This is a genomic window from Blautia sp. HCP3S3_H10_2 (genome assembly GCF_052122375.1).
Classification (GTDB): domain Bacteria; phylum Bacillota; class Clostridia; order Lachnospirales; family Lachnospiraceae; genus Blautia_A.
Window position 1 is genome coordinate 61,067 of the sequence record NZ_JBQKCL010000013.1, and the last position, 18,108, is coordinate 79,174.

19 protein-coding genes are annotated in these 18,108 nt (G+C 43.6%); all 19 read left to right on the forward strand.

Annotated elements, in window-relative coordinates; genetic code table 11:
- The first annotated feature begins 7 nt into the window (after window positions 1-7).
- A complete protein-coding gene (gene rlmD, locus ACTQWB_RS14020) occupies window positions 8-1,174 on the forward strand; it encodes a 23S rRNA (uracil(1939)-C(5))-methyltransferase RlmD (protein WP_441502666.1) in 1,167 nt (388 codons plus the stop codon).
- A 14-nt stretch (window positions 1,175-1,188) separates the two neighbouring features.
- On the forward strand, window positions 1,189-1,800 hold the full coding sequence (locus tag ACTQWB_RS14025) for a glycerol-3-phosphate acyltransferase (RefSeq protein ID WP_441502667.1): 612 nt from the start codon (window positions 1,189-1,191) through the stop codon (window positions 1,798-1,800).
- A complete protein-coding gene (locus ACTQWB_RS14030) occupies window positions 1,797-2,918 on the forward strand; it encodes an MGDG synthase family glycosyltransferase (protein WP_441502668.1) in 1,122 nt (373 codons plus the stop codon). The genes ACTQWB_RS14025 and ACTQWB_RS14030 overlap by 4 nt, the downstream gene beginning before the upstream one ends.
- Window positions 2,919-2,921: 3 nt before the next feature.
- Entirely contained in the window at window positions 2,922-3,632 is a 711-nt protein-coding gene (gene tsaA, locus ACTQWB_RS14035) for a tRNA (N6-threonylcarbamoyladenosine(37)-N6)-methyltransferase TrmO (RefSeq protein WP_441502669.1), read from the forward strand.
- A gap of 35 nt (window positions 3,633-3,667) precedes the next feature.
- The gene (locus ACTQWB_RS14040) at window positions 3,668-4,987 is read left to right on the forward strand and encodes an aspartate kinase (protein ID WP_441502670.1); all 1,320 of its coding nucleotides are present in this window, start codon (window positions 3,668-3,670) and stop codon (window positions 4,985-4,987) included.
- A 139-nt stretch (window positions 4,988-5,126) separates the two neighbouring features.
- Entirely contained in the window at window positions 5,127-7,481 is a 2,355-nt protein-coding gene (locus ACTQWB_RS14045; RefSeq protein ID WP_441502671.1) for an ATP-dependent DNA helicase, read from the forward strand.
- A gap of 74 nt (window positions 7,482-7,555) precedes the next feature.
- Window positions 7,556-8,716 carry a serine hydrolase gene (locus ACTQWB_RS14050; RefSeq protein WP_441502672.1) on the forward strand — a complete coding sequence of 387 codons (1,161 nt, stop codon included), beginning with the start codon at window positions 7,556-7,558 and terminating at the stop codon, window positions 8,714-8,716.
- Window positions 8,717-8,821: 105 nt separating this feature from the next.
- The gene (locus ACTQWB_RS14055; RefSeq protein WP_441502673.1) at window positions 8,822-9,196 is read left to right on the forward strand and encodes a RidA family protein; all 375 of its coding nucleotides are present in this window, start codon (window positions 8,822-8,824) and stop codon (window positions 9,194-9,196) included.
- Between the two features lie 193 nt (window positions 9,197-9,389).
- Window positions 9,390-9,869, forward strand: coding sequence for a 2-C-methyl-D-erythritol 2,4-cyclodiphosphate synthase (ispF, locus tag ACTQWB_RS14060; RefSeq protein ID WP_441502715.1), 480 nt, complete (start codon window positions 9,390-9,392; stop codon window positions 9,867-9,869).
- 51 nt (window positions 9,870-9,920) lie between these two features.
- Window positions 9,921-11,330, forward strand: coding sequence for a cysteine--tRNA ligase (cysS, locus tag ACTQWB_RS14065; protein WP_441502674.1), 1,410 nt, complete (start codon window positions 9,921-9,923; stop codon window positions 11,328-11,330).
- Entirely contained in the window at window positions 11,315-11,740 is a 426-nt protein-coding gene (locus tag ACTQWB_RS14070; RefSeq protein WP_441502675.1) for a Mini-ribonuclease 3, read from the forward strand. Before cysS ends, ACTQWB_RS14070 begins: the two co-directional genes overlap by 16 nt.
- Window positions 11,741-11,799: 59 nt before the next feature.
- The gene (gene rlmB, locus ACTQWB_RS14075; protein ID WP_441502676.1) at window positions 11,800-12,531 is read left to right on the forward strand and encodes a 23S rRNA (guanosine(2251)-2'-O)-methyltransferase RlmB; all 732 of its coding nucleotides are present in this window, start codon (window positions 11,800-11,802) and stop codon (window positions 12,529-12,531) included.
- Between the two features lie 14 nt (window positions 12,532-12,545).
- A complete protein-coding gene (gene sigH / locus ACTQWB_RS14080; RefSeq protein WP_441502677.1) occupies window positions 12,546-13,133 on the forward strand; it encodes an RNA polymerase sporulation sigma factor SigH in 588 nt (195 codons plus the stop codon).
- Between the two features lie 565 nt (window positions 13,134-13,698).
- Window positions 13,699-14,187: a hypothetical protein gene (locus tag ACTQWB_RS14085; protein WP_441502678.1), complete on the forward strand. Its 489-nt coding sequence runs from the start codon at window positions 13,699-13,701 to the stop codon at window positions 14,185-14,187.
- Window positions 14,188-14,197: 10 nt separating this feature from the next.
- Complete coding sequence (locus tag ACTQWB_RS14090) at window positions 14,198-14,887, forward strand: hypothetical protein (RefSeq protein ID WP_441502679.1); 690 nt, start codon at window positions 14,198-14,200, stop codon at window positions 14,885-14,887.
- Window positions 14,888-14,901: 14 nt separating this feature from the next.
- On the forward strand, window positions 14,902-15,678 hold the full coding sequence (locus ACTQWB_RS14095; RefSeq protein WP_441502680.1) for a TasA family protein: 777 nt from the start codon (window positions 14,902-14,904) through the stop codon (window positions 15,676-15,678).
- A gap of 19 nt (window positions 15,679-15,697) precedes the next feature.
- Entirely contained in the window at window positions 15,698-16,981 is a 1,284-nt protein-coding gene (locus ACTQWB_RS14100; protein ID WP_441502681.1) for a hypothetical protein, read from the forward strand.
- Window positions 16,978-17,481, forward strand: a complete 504-nt coding sequence (locus tag ACTQWB_RS14105; RefSeq protein WP_441502682.1) for a signal peptidase I — start codon at window positions 16,978-16,980, stop codon at window positions 17,479-17,481. Before ACTQWB_RS14100 ends, ACTQWB_RS14105 begins: the two co-directional genes overlap by 4 nt.
- Entirely contained in the window at window positions 17,478-18,107 is a 630-nt protein-coding gene (locus ACTQWB_RS14110) for a SipW-dependent-type signal peptide-containing protein (protein ID WP_441502683.1), read from the forward strand. The genes ACTQWB_RS14105 and ACTQWB_RS14110 overlap by 4 nt, the downstream gene beginning before the upstream one ends.
- Window position 18,108: the final 1 nt, after the last annotated feature.

The following is an 18,108-nucleotide window of genomic DNA, read 5'->3' on the forward strand; positions in this document are numbered from 1 at the left end:
AGAATTTATGGAAGAGAAGAAAAATACGCAGAAAGTCTGTCCATATGCGAAAAAGTGTGGAGGCTGCCGATACCAGGGTGTTCCTTATCCGGCACAGCTGAAGAAGAAGCAGAATCAGGTACAGGGGCTTCTTAAGCGCTTTGGAAATGTGAAGCCGGTTATTGGAATGAAAAAACCTTATTTTTACAGAAATAAGGTTCACGCAGTATTTGACCGCGACCGGAAAGGCAATATCATTTCCGGAATTTACGAGGCAGGTTCCCACAGAGTGGTTCCCATCGACCAGTGTCTGATCGAGGATGAGAAAAGTCAGGAGATCATCCGTACGATCCGTGGAATGCTGAAATCATTTAAGATCAAGACCTATGATGAGGATACCGGATATGGGCTTCTGCGCCATGTACTGGTCCGCCGTGGCTTTACCTCCGGGGAAGTGATGGTGGTTCTGGTTGTGGCTTCTCCTGTTTTTCCATCTAAGAATAATTTTGTGAAGGCACTGCGTAAGGCACATCCTGAAATCAGTACCGTTGTACTGAATATTAATGATAAGAATACAAGCATGGTTCTTGGGGAGCGGGAAATCGTGCTATATGGAAAAGGCTTTATCCGTGATACCCTTTGCGGGAAATCCTTCCGGATTTCACCAAAATCCTTTTACCAGGTAAATCCGGTACAGACGGAGATTCTTTATGGAAAGGCTGTGGAATTTGCCGGACTTACAGGGAAAGAAAAGGTGATCGACGCATATTGCGGAATCGGAACCATCGGTCTTGTAGCAGCTGACAAAGCGAAGGAAGTAATCGGGGTAGAACTGAACAAGGATGCAGTCCGTGACGCCCGTATCAATGCGAGAGAGAATAAAGTAATAAATATTTCGTTCAGACAAGGGGATGCGGGAGAATTTATGGAAGCCATGGCAGCTGCCGGGGAACGTGCCGACGTTGTATTTATGGATCCGCCCAGATCTGGTAGCAGCGAGAAATTTCTGAATTCCGTGGTGAGACTGGCACCTGGGAAAATTGTTTATATTTCCTGCAATCCGGAAACTCTTGCAAGAGACTTACTTTTCCTTACGAAGAAAAATTATAAAGTAAAAGAAATCCAGCCTGTGGAAATGTTTTGTTTTACCGATCACACAGAAGTTGTGACATGGCTGGAAAAAGGTGCAAATTAGAGAAGAGGAAAAGCGTGGAAAAAATTTATCTGTTTTATATGATAAGCGGGTTTCTTCTGGGAAGCATTTTGTTTGCCTACGAAATCCCGAGAATCTGGAAACATATTGATATCAGGGAAGTGTCAGAGGATGGAAATCCTGGAACCTTTAATGCTTTTGTATCTTGCGGGGCAGGCTGCGGGATTCTGGTTCTTCTGGCAGAACTTTTAAAGGGATTCCTGCCGGTATATTTCTGTTCTTTACGGACCGGCAGGGATTCCCTGCTTTTTGCAGGCGTGCTCATGGCCCCGGTTCTTGGGCATGCGTTTTCCATTTTCCATAAGGGAAAAGGAGGAAAAGGAATCGCGGTAAGCTTTGGTGTACTTCTGGGACTTTATCCATGGTGGACACCAGCACTTGTACTAGCTGGATTTTATATTTTCTTTTCTCTGGTAGTTCCGGTGAAATCCCATCTGAAAAGAAGCGTAGTCACATTTGGCAGCTTTTGCCTGACTTCTTTTTTTACAGACTGGGAAAGTGCTGTGCGGCTTGGAATCCTTATTATTTCCCTGGTGGTAGTGTATAAGCATGTAGAATCTGCAAAGGAAGCAGAAGGTGCAGATGGAAAGAAGTGGAGAGTCCAATGAAAGCTTTGATTTTATCCTGTAATACAGGGGGAGGGCATAATTCCGCAGGAAGAGCCATTGCAGAAGCCATGACCTGGCAGGGGGATGAGGCTTATGTGATGGATTATCTTACTCTTGCAGGTGAGGGGGTATCCAGACTTGTGGGAGACGGATATGTACAGATCGTTAAGAAAACACCGAAGCTTTTCGGGCTTGTATATAAGCTTGGAATGCTGGTCAGTAAGCTGGTGAAGAAATCCCCGGTATATTATGTGAATGGCCGTATGGCCAAATATCTGAACCAGTATCTGAAAGAAAATCCGGTAGACGTACTGGTCATGCCACATCTCTATCCGGCAGAAACCATTACTTATATGAAACGTAAGGGCATGAAGCTGCCCCTTACACTGGCTGTGATGACAGACTATACCTGCATTCCGTTCTGGGAAGAAACAGATGTGGATTATTATATTGCACCTCATGAAAGCCTGATAAAACCATGTGTGCGAAGAGGACTTCCCAAGGAAAAACTGGTTCCGCTTGGAATTCCAGTATCCAGGATCTGCAGAAGGGAAATTTCCAAAGAAGCAGCAAGAGAGAAGCTTTCACTTTCCCCTGTAAAAAAGTATATCCTGGTAGCTGGCGGAAGTATGGGAGCCGGCGATATGAAGAAAATGGTAGAGTGTCTTCTGAAAGCTACCAAAGAGGAAGAGCTGATCATCATTTGTGGAAGCAATACAAAGGTAGAAAACCAGCTGAAAAAAGCTTTTGGAAGTGAGAAACGTGCCAGAATACTGGGATTTACCACTCAGATGAATCTTTATATGAAAGCCTGTGATGTCTTGTTCACCAAACCAGGAGGCCTGACCTCCACAGAGGGAGCCGTGGCAGGGATTCCCATGGTTCATACGGACCCCATTCCAGGCTGTGAAACTGCCAACCGCAAATTTTTCGGAAAGCTGGGCATGAGTGTTTCCGCAAGAACTGTGAAAGGGCAGGTGCAGGCAGGAATCCGTTTGCTTTATGATGCGCAGGCTTCTGATAAGATGCGGGAGAATCAGCAGAAAAATATAAATAAAATGGCAGCAGATGATATCTGTGAATTTATAAGGAACCATATAAAAGAAGGGGGAGCATAAGAAATGGAAATGAAAGTGATCGCCCATATAAGAAGCGATTTTCCTACCAAATTTGGAATTCCCCACCAGAGCGGCAGAATACAGCAGCTAAAGGCAGATATTATATTTGAACCGGAATACCGTAATCAGGAAGCGTTTCGGGGGCTGGAGGAATATACTCATATCTGGCTGATCTGGGAGTTCTCCCAGGCGGTGCGCAAGGAATGGTCGCCTACGGTACGTCCTCCCAGGCTTGGAGGGAATATAAGAAAGGGAGTTTTTGCCACAAGATCCCCATTTCGCCCCAATCCCATCGGTCTTTCCAGCGTAAAACTGGAAAGCGTGGAATTTACCAAAAGCGATGGCCCGGTTCTTCACATATCCGGGGCTGATCTTATGGATGGAACGCCTATTTATGATATAAAGCCTTATCTTGCCTATGTGGACAGCCATCCACAGGCATCAGGGGGATTTACAGACCGGATCCGGAACCACACGTTGATAGTGGATTTTCCGGAAAACCTGTTAAAAAAGGTTCCCAAGGAGAAAAGAGAGGCACTTCTGGCAGTTCTTGCCAATGATCCAAGACCCGGATACCAGAAAGATCCAGGCAGAAAATACGGAATGTCCTTTGGAAACCAGGATATTCATTTTAAAGTGGATGGGGAGAAGCTGCAGGTGACCGATGTGGAAGAAATCGAAAAAACTCTTGCAAAAAGTCGGTTTTTTTCATAAAATGAAGAAAAAGTTTTTTGAGGAGCACATAGATTATGAAAAAAGTAGTAAAGTTTGGCGGAAGCTCCCTTGCAAATGCGGAGCAGTTTGAGAAAGTCGGAGATATTATCAGAAGCGAAGAAAGCAGACGTTTTGTAGTTCCTTCTGCCCCTGGTAAGAGATTTGATGGAGATACCAAGGTTACAGACCTTTTATATAGCTGTTATGATGCAGCTGGAAATGGCGGAGATTTCGAAGGAATCCTGGAGGAGATCAAATCCAGATATTATGAGATCATCAAGGGTCTTGGCCTTACTTTTTCCCTGGAAGAGGATTTTCAGGTGATCAAAGAGAATTTTAAAGCCCAGATTGGCAGAGACTATGCAGCTTCCCGTGGAGAATATCTGAACGGTAAGGTGATGGCCGCTTATCTTGGCTATGAATTTGTAGATGCAGCAGATGTGATCCGTTTTGACAAAAATGGAAATCTTGATCCGGAGAAGACAGACAAGCTTCTGAATAAGAGACTTTCCAAATGTGAGAACGCAGTTGTCCCGGGCTTCTATGGAGCGAAAGAGGATGGAACCGTTACCACTTTTTCCAGAGGTGGCTCTGATGTGACTGGTTCCCTGGTGGCGAAGGCCATCCGTGCTGATATGTATGAGAACTGGACAGATGTATCCGGTTTCCTGGTAATAGACCCACGAATCGTGAAAGATCCGGCTGTGATCGAGACCATCACATACCGGGAACTCCGCGAGCTTTCTTATATGGGAGCCACTGTGCTTCATGAGGATGCGATTTTCCCTGTAAGAAAAGAGGGAATTCCGATCAATATCCGCAATACCAACCGTCCGGAAGACAAGGGAACCTTCATTGTGGAGAGTACCTGCCGCAAACCGAAATATACCATCACTGGTATTGCAGGTAAGAAGGGCTTCTGTTCTATTAACATTGAGAAATCCATGATGAACAGCGAGATCGGATTTGGCAGGAAGGTGCTTCAGGTATTTGAGGACCAGGGAATCAGCTTTGAGCATGTTCCATCCGGTATCGATACTATGACCGTATATGTCCATCAGGATGAGTTTGAGGAGAAAGAGCAGCAGGTAATTGCAGGAATCCACCGCCTGGTACAGCCGGATTTCGTGGAAATGGAATCCGATCTGGCACTGATCGCAGTTGTTGGCCGTGGAATGAAGTCTACCCGTGGTACAGCAGGAAGAATCTTCTCTGCACTTGCACATGCAAATGTAAATGTTAAGATGATCGACCAGGGCTCCAGCGAGCTGAATATTATCATCGGTGTGGAGAACCGTGATTTTGAAAATGCGGTAAAAGCAATTTATGATATTTTTGTACTGACACAGATATAATATAATAAGCCATAAGTCATTTGCTTTGTATATGGACGCCATATGAAAGCGGCTGATTTATGGCTTTTCTTGTAAAATATATGGATGAGCTGACAGATGATAACAGCTCAGAGTGTATGAAAAAGGCGGTAAAAGTGGAATGGACAACCCTGTAACACGTATTTCAGTTAGAAATCTGGTGGAATTTATTTTACAAAGTGGTGATCTTGACAGCCGTAGAGGTACTATGGACAAAGAGGCCATGTTAAAAGGCAGCAGGCTGCACAGAAAGCTTCAGAAACAGATGGGAAGCGGTTACAGGGCAGAGGTTTCGCTGAAAATGGAAACCTGTTATGAGGATCTTAGCATCACAACTGAAGGACGGGCGGATGGAATCTTCGAAGAAGAAGGCGAGGTCTGGATCGATGAGATCAAGGGAATCTACGGGAATGTAGAGCTGCTTTTAGAGCCGGTAAAGGTGCATAAGGCCCAGGCAATGTGTTACGGGTACATTTATGGCATGCAGGAAGGGCTGTCCCAGATCGGGATCCAGATGACCTATGCAAATCTGGATACAGAGGTGGTGAAACGGTTCCGGGAAATGATCTCCATGAAAGAACTGGAAGAATGGTACCAGAAGCTGCTGGATGAATACCACAAATGGCTCAGTTATCAGAAAAGGTGGAAAGAAGAGCGAAATCAGTCTCTGAAGAATCTGGAATTCCCGTTTTCTTACCGTGAAGGACAGCGCAAGATGGTCAGCAGCGTCTACCATGCGATCAGTGTAGGCCGTCAGATCTTTATTCAGGCGCCCACTGGTGTGGGAAAGACCATGTCCACGATTTTTCCGGCAGTGCGGGCAGTCGGTGAGGGGAAAGGCAGTACGATTTTTTATCTGACTGCAAAGACCATCACCCGGACAGTAGCCCAGGAGGCTTTTGAAGTGCTTCGGGAAAAGGGTATGAAATATAAAGTGGTGACTATAACTGCCAAAGAAAAGCTGTGCTTTATGGATGAAACCAGATGTGACCCGGGATATTGTCCCTATGCCAGGGGCCATTTTGACAGAGTGAACGATGCAGTTTATGAGCTGTGGACAACAAAGAGCAGATATGACAGGGAGACCATCCGGGAGCATGCCATGAAATGGCAGGTATGTCCTTTTGAAATGTGTCTGGATCTGGCTTTGTGGGTAGATGGGGTAATCTGTGACTATAATTATGTGTTTGATCCTACGGTGCATCTGAAACGCTTTTTCGGGGAAGGAACAGGTGAGGACTATATTTTCCTGATCGATGAAGCCCATAATCTGGCAGAGCGGGGAAGAGAGATGTACAGTGCCTCCCTTACCAGGGAAGATGTGGTTCTGGTAAGAAAAGCGATGAAAGAGAAGGCGTCACGTCTGTACCGATCTCTTGGGAAGCTTGGCAATCAGCTGAAGGAATTGCAGGAGGAGTGCCGAAATTACCGTGTTTTACCAGGCACTGGTTCTATTACAATGACTGTTTTGAAGATTCAGGGAGAGTTTGATACCTTTCTGGAGGAACATAAAGATGTGGAGCTGGAGGATGAGGTAAAGCAGTTCTATTTTGATGTGCGTAATTTTTTAAATATTGCAGAGCTGGTGGACGAGAACTATGTGGTCTATGCGGAAAACGGGGAAGATGGGAAATTCCGCCTGAAGCTGTTTTGCGTAAATCCGGCTGTAAATCTTGGGGAATATCTGAAAAAGGGACGCAGTGCCGTATTTTTTTCTGCCACCCTGCTTCCTATGGGGTATTACAGGAAACTGCTCAGTAATCGGAAGGATGATTATGGTATTTATGTGGAATCCCCTTTTTCACAGAAAAACCGTTGTATTTTACACGCTGGTGATGTAAGTTCCCTGTACAGCCGACGTGGATATGAAGAGTACCGGAAAATTGCCGCATATATAGCGAAGACTGTGTGGCAGAGAAAAGGAAACTATATGGTGTTTTTTCCCTCTTACAAAATGCTGGAGGAAGTCTATGCTGTTTATGAAGAGGAGTTTTCTGTAAACTGGGTGCGCTGTATCTGTCAGAGCAGTTCTATGAATGAGAAAGAACGGGAAGAATTTCTTTTGGAATTTGAACAAAAACAGGACTCCTTAGTGGCATTTTGCATTATGGGAGGCATTTTTTCAGAGGGAATCGACCTTCTGGGAGAAAAACTGATCGGTGCGGTTCTAGTTGGAACCGGATTGCCCCAGCTTGGAAATGAGAGAGAAATTCTTCGTTCCTTTTATGATGAAAACGGGGAAAATGGGTTTGACTACGCATACCGTTATCCTGGTATGAACAAAGTGCTGCAGGCAGCAGGAAGAGTGATCCGTACAAAAGAGGACCATGGAGTGATTCTGCTTCTGGATGAGAGGTTTCGGCAAAGGGAATACAGCGGACTTTTTCCTGTGGAATGGAATGACAGGAAGCAATGTACCCTGGCAACAGTGGAAGACGATCTGAAGAAATTCTGGGCAGGGGTGCCGTCTGTCTGAAAAAAGCATTCCTGCAGTCACTTGCACGAAAAAGGAAAACAGGTTATACTTCCTTTAACAAAAAGGAGATTGAGATGATAAAAAGCAAAAAAAACAGATGGCTTTTCCGGATTGCGGTATGGATTGCTTTTGGAGGAATCGCATCTGCCGGTGGTTCAAATGGAATCTGGCCTTTTTTTACAGGGGAGACAACTGTATATGCCAAGGAACAGGAAATGCAGTATTTTGAGAATTCTGTTGTAGATGGAACCACGTTAAATGGTTATTATTATGTGGATGGAAACGGTCATATATGCAAAGAGGGCGGTATTCATTATATTGAGAAGAAACGGGTTGGAAGAAAGTTCTTTTGGGGCTATTATTACTTTGATGAGCAGACGGGTGCATTATCAGGGGAGGGGACTACAGCGGAAGGTCTGACTGTTCAAAATAACGGAAAAATCAAAGAATTAACCAGTCCTGGAATCCAAAACCTGAAAAAGGCGCTGGAATCCCTGACAGAGAGCCTGGAAGGGGATTGGAGCATTTATGTAAAAGATCTGGAAAGCGGGAAGAAATTTTCCATCAATGACCATGCAATGACTTCTGCCAGTCTGATCAAAGCGTTTACAATGGCTGCCAGTTATGAGAATATGGAAGAGTTGAAGGAAAATGAAGGAGTGCTTTTGAAGGCAGATCCTGCAAGCGATACAGTGGGCAATCAATTGTACCGTCTGATGGAAAATATGGTGACCTACAGTGACAATGAATCCTTTAATGAAATGGTGAGGCTGCAGACCGGCTCCAGCCAGTTTAATGCAGGGGCAAGGGCAATTAACCGGTATCTCCGCCAGCAGGGCTACAAAGAAACCGCAGTTCTGCATACTCTTGCGCCGTCGGCAACGGAGCCTGTAGGACTAGGGAGCAGTAACAGCACCTCAGTAGAGGATTGTGGTACGTTACTGGAGCAGATCTACCGTGGGGAATGTGTAAGCCAGGATGCTTCCGGACAGATGCTGTCTTTACTTCTGAACCAGGACACAAGAATCAAGATTCCGGGAGCACTTAAAGAATCTGTCCAGGTCGCCAATAAAACAGGGGAAAATGACAAAAACCAGCATGACATCGCAATCGTGTATGGGGACAGAACCGATTATATTTTATGTGTAATGTCTGAGAATGCTGGAAAAGAAGCGGATGCAGTATCCAATATCCGGAAGATTTCCGCACTGACTTATTATTATTTAAACTGGTAAAGAGAAACGTAAATAGATACAAAAATATTGCTTGACACTGACATTTTTTCGCGATAGAGTGTGTTTGAGAGAAGATGAAAGCAGTCACGAAAGGAGATTTATATCATGAAAGTAGTTCATACAGATAAGGCACCAGCTGCAATCGGACCATATTCACAGGCAATGATCTTAAATGGAGTAGTATTTACATCCGGACAGATTCCGGTAGATCCTGCAACAGGCGAGATCAATGGAGATACCATTGAGACCCAGGCAGAGCAGGTTATGAAGAACCTTGGTGAAGTACTGAAGGAAGCTGGAAGCAGCTATGAGAAGACTGTTAAGACCACCTGTTTCCTTGCTGATATGGGGGATTTCGCCAAGTTTAATGAAGTCTATGCGAAATATTTCGTAAATAAACCAGCACGTTCCTGCGTTGCAGTCAAGACTTTGCCGAAGAACGTTCTTTGCGAAGTTGAGGTAATCGCAGAAGCTGAATAATCTTTCTGTATTTATGGTACAGTCAGGCCTTCCGGAAGAAACGGAGGGCCTTTTTTGTGGGAGATTAAATCCCAAGTGGATTGCTTTTTAGTTTGAAATCATGTATAATAGCCAACGATAGCATGGGGATTTTTCGCTCTATACGAAAATTCCCTTTAGAAAAGAAAGGCAGGGATAAAATGTGGAAAACCTTATGAGAGTTGGAATGGGATATGATGTACACAGACTGACAGAGAACAGAGAGCTGATTCTCGGCGGAGTGAAGATCCCATGGGAAAAAGGCCTGCTGGGACATTCAGATGCAGATGTACTGATCCATGCCATTATGGATGCTCTTCTGGGAGCAGCAGCTCTTGGGGATATCGGACAGCATTTTCCGGATACAGATCCGGCATACGAAGGGATTTCCAGTGTGAAGCTTCTGGAGCATGTAGCAGCTCTTCTGGATGAAAAAGGATACGGTGTGGGCAATATTGATGCAGTGATCATTGCACAGAAGCCGAAGATGGCGCCTCATATTCCCCAGATGAAAGAGAATATAGCCACTGCGCTTCACATGGATCCGGCTCAGCTGAACATCAAGGCAACCACAGAAGAGAAGCTTGGTTTTACCGGAAGGGAAGAAGGAATCGCATCCCAGGCTGTCTGCCTTTTATACAAGAAATGTAACTGACTTAGAACAGTTACCAGGAAATAATAATTACTGACCGGAGGGAGAAATACAATGAAGATTTTTAATACACTGACCCGTCAGAAAGAGGAATTTGTACCGCTGGAAGAGGGAAAGGTAAAAATGTATGTCTGCGGACCTACTGTATATAATCTGATCCATATTGGAAACGCACGTCCGATGATCATTTTTGATACAGTCCGCCGTTATCTGGAATATAAAGGATATGAAGTCAATTATGTATCCAACTTTACAGATGTAGATGACAAGATCATCAAAAAAGCAATTGAAGAAGGCGTTTCCGCTGAGGAAGTTTCCACCAGATATATTGAAGAATGCAAAAAAGACATGGCAGGAATGAATGTAAAACCTGCTACCACACATCCTCAGGCAACACAGGAAATCGATGGCATGATCAGCATGATCCAGACTCTTATGGATAAGGGCTATGCTTATGCAGTTGCAGATGGTACTGTATATTTCCGTGTTAAGAAATTTAAGGAATATGGAAAGCTTTCCCACAAGAACCTGGATGATCTCCAGTCCGGTTTCCGTGCACTTCAGGTTTCCGGTGAGGATCAGAAGGAAGATCCGCTGGATTTCGTATTGTGGAAACCAAAGAAAGAAGGAGAGCCATACTGGACTTCTCCATGGTGCGACGGTCGTCCTGGCTGGCACATTGAGTGCTCCGTTATGTCAAAGAAATATCTCGGGGAAGAAATCGATATTCATGCAGGCGGAGAGGATCTGATTTTCCCACACCATGAGAATGAGATCGCGCAGAGTGAGTGCTGCAATGACAAAACTTTTGCAAGATACTGGATGCACAACGCATTTCTGAACATTGATAACCGTAAAATGTCCAAGTCCCTTGGAAATTTCCGCACTGTGCGTGAAATCAGCCAGCAGTACGATCTGCAGGTGCTTCGTTTCTTCATGCTTAATGCACACTACAGAAGTCCGTTGAATTTCAGTGCAGACCTTATGGAATCCTCCAAGAATGCCCTGGAGAGAATCACAGAGGCAGCAGGACGTCTGAAAGACCGTAAAGAGAAAGCAGCCATTGCCCAGATGACAGAGGCAGAGAAGGCTCTTCTTACAGAAGCAGATGGCTATGTAAAGAAATTTGAAGAGGCAATGGAAGATGATTTTAACACAGCTGATGCACTTGCAGCTGTATTTGAGCTGGTTAAATTTGCCAATACAAATGTGACAGAAGACAGCAGCGCAGAATTTGCAGAAGGACTTCTTGAAATCCTTGTGAAGCTGTGTGACGTACTTGGCCTTGTGGCTGTAAAGAAAGAAGAAATCCTTGACAAAGAGATTGAAGATCTGATCGCAGAGCGCCAGGAAGCAAGAAAGGCGAAGAATTTCGCCAGAGCAGACGAAATCCGTGATGAACTCCTTGCGAAAGGAATTGTTCTTAAGGATACACGTGAAGGAGTAAAATGGAAACGGGCTTAAGTGAATTAAAAGAACTGTTTGGACTAAAAGACAGGGATCTGCGTACCTATTCTCCATTAACACTGGCGTATATCGGAGATGGAGTTTATGAACTGGTGATCCGGACTGTCCTTGTAAAAAAGGGCAACTGCCCGGTGAACCAGCTTCATAAGAAGGCCAGCAGCCTGGTAAAGGCAGGGGCACAGTCGAAAATGATGGAGCTTCTGGAGCCTGTTCTCACAGAGGAAGAGCTTGCCGTTTATAAAAGGGGGAGAAATGCCCATTCCCCCACAATGGCCAAGCATGCCACAATGGCTGACTACCGCAGGGCGACAGGATTTGAGGCATTGATGGGATATCTGTATCTGAAAGAGGATCATTCCCGGATCGTGGAACTGGTAAGAAAAGGAATCCCAGAAGAAAATTTATAAAAGGGTAATATTGTTATAAATTACAATTATGTGGAACAATAAATAACAGGAGGCTGCAGATGAGCGAGCAGATTGAAGGAAGAAATGCGGTTTTAGAGGCATTCCGTTCAGGAAAATGTGTGGATAAGCTTTTTGTCCTGGACAGATGCCAGGATGGTCCCGTGCGGACAATCATCCGGGAAGCGAGAAAAAAAGATACGATCATTAATTTTGTACAGAAAGAACGTCTGGATCAGTTAAGTGAGACTGGTGCCCACCAGGGGGTTATCGCACAGGTAGCTGCTTATGAGTATTCCACTGTGGAGGATATTCTGGATAAAGCAAAGGAAAAGGGGGAGGCTCCTTTTATTTTCCTGCTTGATGATATTGAAGATCCTCATAATCTGGGTGCGATCATCCGTACAGCAAACCTTGCAGGTGCCCACGGGGTGATCATTCCCAAGCGTCATGCGGTAGGACTTACTTCCACAGTTGCCAAAACATCTGCAGGAGCGCTGAATTATACACCTGTTGCGAAAGTATCGAATCTGGGCCAGACCATTGAAGAACTGAAAAAAGAAGGCATGTGGTTTGTATGTGCCGATATGGGCGGAGAGCTGATGTATAACCTGAACCTTACCGGACCGATGGGTGTGGTGATTGGAAATGAGGGAGAGGGCGTCAGCCGTCTTGTAAAGAAAAAATGTGACTTTGTAGCAGCCATTCCAATGAAGGGTGATATTGATTCCCTGAATGCGTCTGTGGCAGCAGGCATTCTTGCCTATGAGGTAGTCCGCCAGAGAATGAAATAAGATCCGGAGGAACTATGGGAAAGTTCGATAATATAAGTGATGAAGAACTGATCGCACGTCTGCGGGATGGAGAGACAGCCATTGAGGATTATCTCATGGAGAAATATAAAGGCCTGGTGCGCCAGAAAGCCCGGGCCATGTTTCTCATCGGGGGAGATACTGATGATCTGATCCAGGAAGGCATGATCGGGCTGTTTAAGGCTGTGCGTGATTTTTTGCCAGATAAAGAGGCGTCCTTTGCTACGTTTGCAAGAATGTGCATAGACCGTCAGATTTATAGCGCGATCCAGAATTCCAACCGGCAGAAACATCTTCCGCTGAATTCCTACGTGTCCCTGAATCAGGAGGATGAAAACAGTCCGATCTGGGAACTCAGTGTGGAAAATCCGGAGGCCATCATCATTGACCAGGAAACAACCCAGGATCTAAGGCAGAAAATTTCGGATTATCTCAGTCCCATGGAAAATCAGGTGCTGGATCTGTATCTGAAGGGAAAGGGATATGTGGAAATCGGCAGGATTTTAAAGAAATCGCCAAAGTCTATTGACAATGCCCTGCAGAGAATCCGGGCTAAGATCCGTGAAGTGCTGGAGCGTGTCTGAGAGAATATTTCTTAAGTGACACGCTTCAGATTGTCATAGGGAGCATGAAAACGGTGGAGTTCAAAATTTATAATTCTTTAAGATTTCCTGTATTGACTTTTCCGGAAAACATGATATCATATCAATTAATCAATACGTCAGAAATGACGCGTCAATTTCATCTATAATTCTTAAATGTTAATTCAGTTATTAAAATCCATATTACTATTTTAAAAATCAAATTGAAATATTAAAATTGTTTAATACAGATAGAAGACATGTGCCATAATGTCTGATATTGCTTTGTGAAATTTCTTAATTCTTATTCTAAGATATTCTGTGACTTTTCAGATTCAATCTCCAAAATGCGACTCATTTCGTCGGTGCAACGTATCCGCCAATTCCCTAATTGATTTCATTATTTATTGAATTTTAAAGGAGGTGATTCCATTGTGCTGATTTTTGGTGCATTGTAAAGCGGTTTATTGCAACATAGTTACAGTATTGCTTTGCATGCAGGAAGAACATATAGAAAGGAGGCGGCAGGACAGAGACCTGCTGTGAATGATCCATGAGAAAAAGATGGATGATATTTGCACTTGTATGCTGTCTCACTGCGGGAATGACAGGTTCTATGGTCTATGCTTACCTGATTGACCGAAAGGAAGCTGTCAACCAGATAAAAGCAGTAGGAAACAATACCCATATCGAAGAAGATTTTGATCCCCCTGAGGATCCGGCTCCTGGTACGGTGATAAAGAAAAAGCCTTGTATCGTAAATGACTCGGCGATTCCGGTATATGTAAGGGTAAAAGTAACATTCAGTGACCGGGCTGCACAGGAGCAATGCGACCCGCTGCTCATTAACAGCAGTTGGAAAACTGGAAAAGATGAATATTATTATTATCAGAAAAAAGTACTTCCAGGAGAAAAAACAGAAACAGTTTTTGATAATATTGTTATAAAAAATACGATAAAAAAAGAAAATATGATACCGTTTGATATTCTTGTGTACGAAGAGTCTGTCCAGGCAGAAGGTTTTCTGTCACCGGAAGAGGCTTTTGCAGAATTGTAAGGAGGTCCTTATGAGAAAAAAGAAAGCGGCAATAGCAATCTTATCAGGCCTTTGCTTTGTTGCAGGTGCTGGCAGTACGCTGGCATATATGAATGATAGCAGCCAAAATATCAATCAGCTTGTATTTGCTGGGGAAAAGGGGTTGGATGCGCAGCTTAAAGAGCCATCCTGGGAAGCTGAAAAGGCGCTTCTCACAGTTCCCGGAGTTGTAATTCCAAAGGATCCTCAGGTAACCAATACTTCAGAACTGGATCTGAATGAACTGGTAGCTTTGAAATGTGAATTTGTTTATTCAGAACAATGTCAGGACAAAAGCAAGAGGGGGAAAATCTTAAGCCGGCAGGACATGGAGAAAGTAGCACAAGTATATACCCTGGATTATAACAGTGATGACAAGGCAAAAGGTGACTGGGTGCGGTTTGAAGGTCAGTCGGGGGCAGATCCTGTGCAGTGCTTTTATTATTCAGAAATACTGAAAAGAAGCCTGGCTGGTAAGCAGGAGACTACAGTGCCATTGTTTACAAACGTGCAGGTGGATGAAACTGTGAATAACAAAAGACAGGCCTGGATACAGGAAATAGGAGGCGTGGACATTAAAATTTCAGGACAGGTTCTCCAACAGATGACAGGAGAAGCATTTTTTGGACTGGATAACCCGAAAAATGCCTATGAAGCAGGACTGTTTAACTTTGAAGGATAGAAAGGAAATGAAAAATGAAAATTAGCAGAAAGAAAAGAAATATTTTATTTGCCGGAGCCATTTCATGTGCCATGTTATTTGGAATTGGAAATACAATGGCATACTTTACAGAGAATTCCGTACAGACGAATGTATTTACAACAGGAGATCTGGATATCGGCTTGAAAGAAACAAGCTGGGATCCAGAAGAAAAGGATGGAAAAAATATGTATCCAGGCTACACTGTTTATAAGAATCCAACAGTGAAAAATATTACTTCCGGTAAGAATGGAGACGAGCCATGTTACGTAAGAATGTCTATTGATATTCTGGATAGTCAGGGAGCTCCGGTTGCAGATAGTCAGGCTCTGAATCTTATTTATAAAACCATTTATTTCGATAAGACGTTTAATGGAAGTTACGACAAGAAAGATGGAACAGGAACAGGACTTATTCAGGATCACATTCCTGGTTATAATCTCGCCCAGCTTGCTGCATATCCTATGGTAAATCCTTTATGGGTAAAGGATACAACCCGTTCAACTGCATCCAGACTTGTTTTTAATTATATGGGAGAAAAAGGAAACGGGATTTTCAATATTGGAGAGGAATCTACTTTGTTTACCAATATTGTAATTCCTACAGACTGGAATCAGACTGAAATGCAAAAAGTTGGCAATTACCAGCTTAAGGTAACAGCCCAGGCAATTCAGAGTAAAGGATTTGCAACCCAGTCAGAAGCATATCGTATGCTGGATGAAGAAATTAAAGGAGGTACTTTGCAGGAAGTAGACCGTAGCAACGAGAACTGATCAGAAAGGAAGAGGTATTATGAAGAATCATAAATTTCCATGGATCTTCATAACGGTGCTCGCAGGGATCTTATTTGCAGCAGGCAGTGCACTGGCAGCCTGGAATGTTTCGGAATATGCCATCAATCTTTTGTCCATGACATCCTACAAAAATTCTATAGATGAGAACTACAACAGACCAGATCATGTAGATCCAGGTCAGAAAGTGGTAAAGGAGGTCTATATAAAAAATGAAGGAGATGTGGATTCCTTTGTCAGGGTAAAAATTAGAAGAACCTTTGGAAATAGTAGCGATGCAGGTGGGTTTGCAGAGGAGCCTGGATTGGATCCTGAGATGATCGAAATCCATTATAATACGGATTTATGGAAATATGAGGATGATGGATACTGGTATTATAAAGATGTGCTTCGTGCCGGGAAAAGTACAGAGAAACCTTTGATGGACAGCTATTATCTGTCTGAAAAAGCGGATAACCGTTATAAAAATAAAGAAGCGAGGATTATTGTAAATCTGGAAAGCATTCAGGCAGAAGGCGGGGAAATGAAAAATATATGGGGAAAAGAGGAAAAGGATCTGGGAATCCGGTATCAGCCCTGCACCTGTGAGACAGTGACAAGTGTTGTGTTTGATCAGAATCACAGGCTTACGATCGGAGGTGAATCGACGGATCTGTTTGCCAATTTTAAAAATTTACAGCCTGGGTGTTCACGAAGTCAGACCATACGGCTTTCGAATACTTCGGATAATACGATTCGTATGTATCTGCGCGCGGAGCCAACAAAGCAGGATCAAAACAATCTGGAACAGATTCAGCAGCTTTTGAGCAGATATGGGATTATAGAGATCCGGGAGAATGGAAAAGTGCTTTATCAGGGTTCTGTGGATGGAAATCTTACAGGAACTGGCTGGAATATGAAAAAAGATATTGATCTTGGAATATTTGGTCCTGGTCAGGGGAGAAATCTTGTGGTGAAATTATCTGTAGATGAAAACATGGATAATGAATATGAGGAACTTCTGGGAAAAGTGAAATGGGTATTTTCTGCTCAAGGTGAAGCTGGTGATTCCCATAAGGAACAAAGCAGTTCTGGTATGGAAACTTCCCGGGAAGATACAGGGGAAAGCCAAAATGGCAGAAATAATACAACTGGAAAAGAACCAGAAATCTATGCAACGGCATCTTCAAGCCCGAAAACAGGGGATGAAACGAGAATTGTGGGAAAATGGTTCGCACTGTTTGCGGCACTGGTCGCTATGATCATGATTGGAAGAAAACAGTGTAGAAAGGAAAGAAACACATGAAATTCATAAGCCTGGTAAGGGTGCTGGGAAAATTCATAACGATGATGATTGTGGTGATACTGATCGTTCTTTCTTTTCCACAGTTGTATGGAATGAAGTGTTATGTGGTTGCTTCCGGAAGCATGATGCCAGCCCTTCCGGTAGGTAGTGCAGTGTATATAAAGAAAAAGGCTCCTGAGGCGATTGAAAAGGGAGAAGTAATAACATTTACTGCAGACAAGGGAGAGACAATGATCACGCATCGTGTTGTGGAAAATAATAAAGAAAAGCAGTTTTTTATTACAAAAGGAGATGCGAATGATAGCCAGGATATACAGCCTGTAAAATGGAAAAATGTATGCGGAACAGTAATTTTTTATGTTCCGTTTGCAGGCTATATATTAAAATTTCTGGGAAGTGGAAGAGGAAAAGCAGCAGTTTTATTTTTCTTGCTGGCATTTTCTTTTTGTACAGAAATGTCTGGAGGTGAAGCTATAAAAAAGGAGAGTGAGTCTGGGTGAAAAGAAAGAAATATCTGCTGGTGGCAGCTGGTGCAATGGGAATTTTAATCTCAGCAGGAGGAACAGCTGCATATTTAAGTAAATCTGTAAATGAGGTTAAAAATGTATTTACAGCAGGCTCTGTGAAAGCACAGCTCATAGAAGCAAACTGGGATGCTGCACTGGCGCTTAGGGCTTATCCGGGACAGAAGCTGAAGAAAGACCCGGTGGTTCAAAATACAGGAGAAAACGATGCAAATGTTTTTCTGGAAGTAAATATTCCGATGCAGAGTATTTTGGTTCTGGATACGGTTACCGGAAAAAAGACACAGAAAGAAAACAGGGAGCTGTTTATATTTCAGGCAGATGAAACGAAATGGACTTTGTTATCGAAAGAGGGGGTTGAGGGAAACAGAAAATACATTTATGGCTATAAAAGCGTACTAAAACCAGGAGAAGCTACTGTTCCATTGTTTCAGGAGATTGTGATGGTGCCATATCTGGAAGGAGAACTGGATACAGAAAAAAGTTATAATGTACCGGTTATAGCAAGCGTGATACAGAAGCAGGACAGCAGTAAAACAATGAAGGAAGTTTACCAGGAGTATCTTAGACAGAGTGATGTGGATCAAAAGGAGGAAGGATAGG

What these genes read in the sequence shown, in the direction of transcription:
- rlmD (WP_441502666.1), top strand. Translation starts at nt 8, where the DNA reads ATGGAAGAGAAGAAAAATACGCAGAAAGTCTGTCCATATGCGAAAAAG.
- ACTQWB_RS14030 (WP_441502668.1), top strand. Translation starts at nt 1,797, where the DNA reads ATGAAAGCTTTGATTTTATCCTGTAATACAGGGGGAGGGCATAATTCC.
- tsaA (WP_441502669.1), top strand. Translation starts at nt 2,922, where the DNA reads ATGGAAATGAAAGTGATCGCCCATATAAGAAGCGATTTTCCTACCAAA.
- ACTQWB_RS14040 (WP_441502670.1), top strand. Translation starts at nt 3,668, where the DNA reads ATGAAAAAAGTAGTAAAGTTTGGCGGAAGCTCCCTTGCAAATGCGGAG.
- ACTQWB_RS14045 (WP_441502671.1), top strand. Translation starts at nt 5,127, where the DNA reads ATGGACAACCCTGTAACACGTATTTCAGTTAGAAATCTGGTGGAATTT.
- ACTQWB_RS14050 (WP_441502672.1), top strand. Translation starts at nt 7,556, where the DNA reads ATGATAAAAAGCAAAAAAAACAGATGGCTTTTCCGGATTGCGGTATGG.
- ACTQWB_RS14055 (WP_441502673.1), top strand. Translation starts at nt 8,822, where the DNA reads ATGAAAGTAGTTCATACAGATAAGGCACCAGCTGCAATCGGACCATAT.
- ispF (WP_441502715.1), top strand. Translation starts at nt 9,390, where the DNA reads ATGAGAGTTGGAATGGGATATGATGTACACAGACTGACAGAGAACAGA.
- cysS (WP_441502674.1), top strand. Translation starts at nt 9,921, where the DNA reads ATGAAGATTTTTAATACACTGACCCGTCAGAAAGAGGAATTTGTACCG.
- ACTQWB_RS14070 (WP_441502675.1), top strand. Translation starts at nt 11,315, where the DNA reads ATGGAAACGGGCTTAAGTGAATTAAAAGAACTGTTTGGACTAAAAGAC.
- rlmB (WP_441502676.1), top strand. Translation starts at nt 11,800, where the DNA reads ATGAGCGAGCAGATTGAAGGAAGAAATGCGGTTTTAGAGGCATTCCGT.
- sigH (WP_441502677.1), top strand. Translation starts at nt 12,546, where the DNA reads ATGGGAAAGTTCGATAATATAAGTGATGAAGAACTGATCGCACGTCTG.
- ACTQWB_RS14085 (WP_441502678.1), top strand. Translation starts at nt 13,699, where the DNA reads ATGATATTTGCACTTGTATGCTGTCTCACTGCGGGAATGACAGGTTCT.
- ACTQWB_RS14090 (WP_441502679.1), top strand. Translation starts at nt 14,198, where the DNA reads ATGAGAAAAAAGAAAGCGGCAATAGCAATCTTATCAGGCCTTTGCTTT.
- ACTQWB_RS14095 (WP_441502680.1), top strand. Translation starts at nt 14,902, where the DNA reads ATGAAAATTAGCAGAAAGAAAAGAAATATTTTATTTGCCGGAGCCATT.
- ACTQWB_RS14100 (WP_441502681.1), top strand. Translation starts at nt 15,698, where the DNA reads ATGAAGAATCATAAATTTCCATGGATCTTCATAACGGTGCTCGCAGGG.
- ACTQWB_RS14105 (WP_441502682.1), top strand. Translation starts at nt 16,978, where the DNA reads ATGAAATTCATAAGCCTGGTAAGGGTGCTGGGAAAATTCATAACGATG.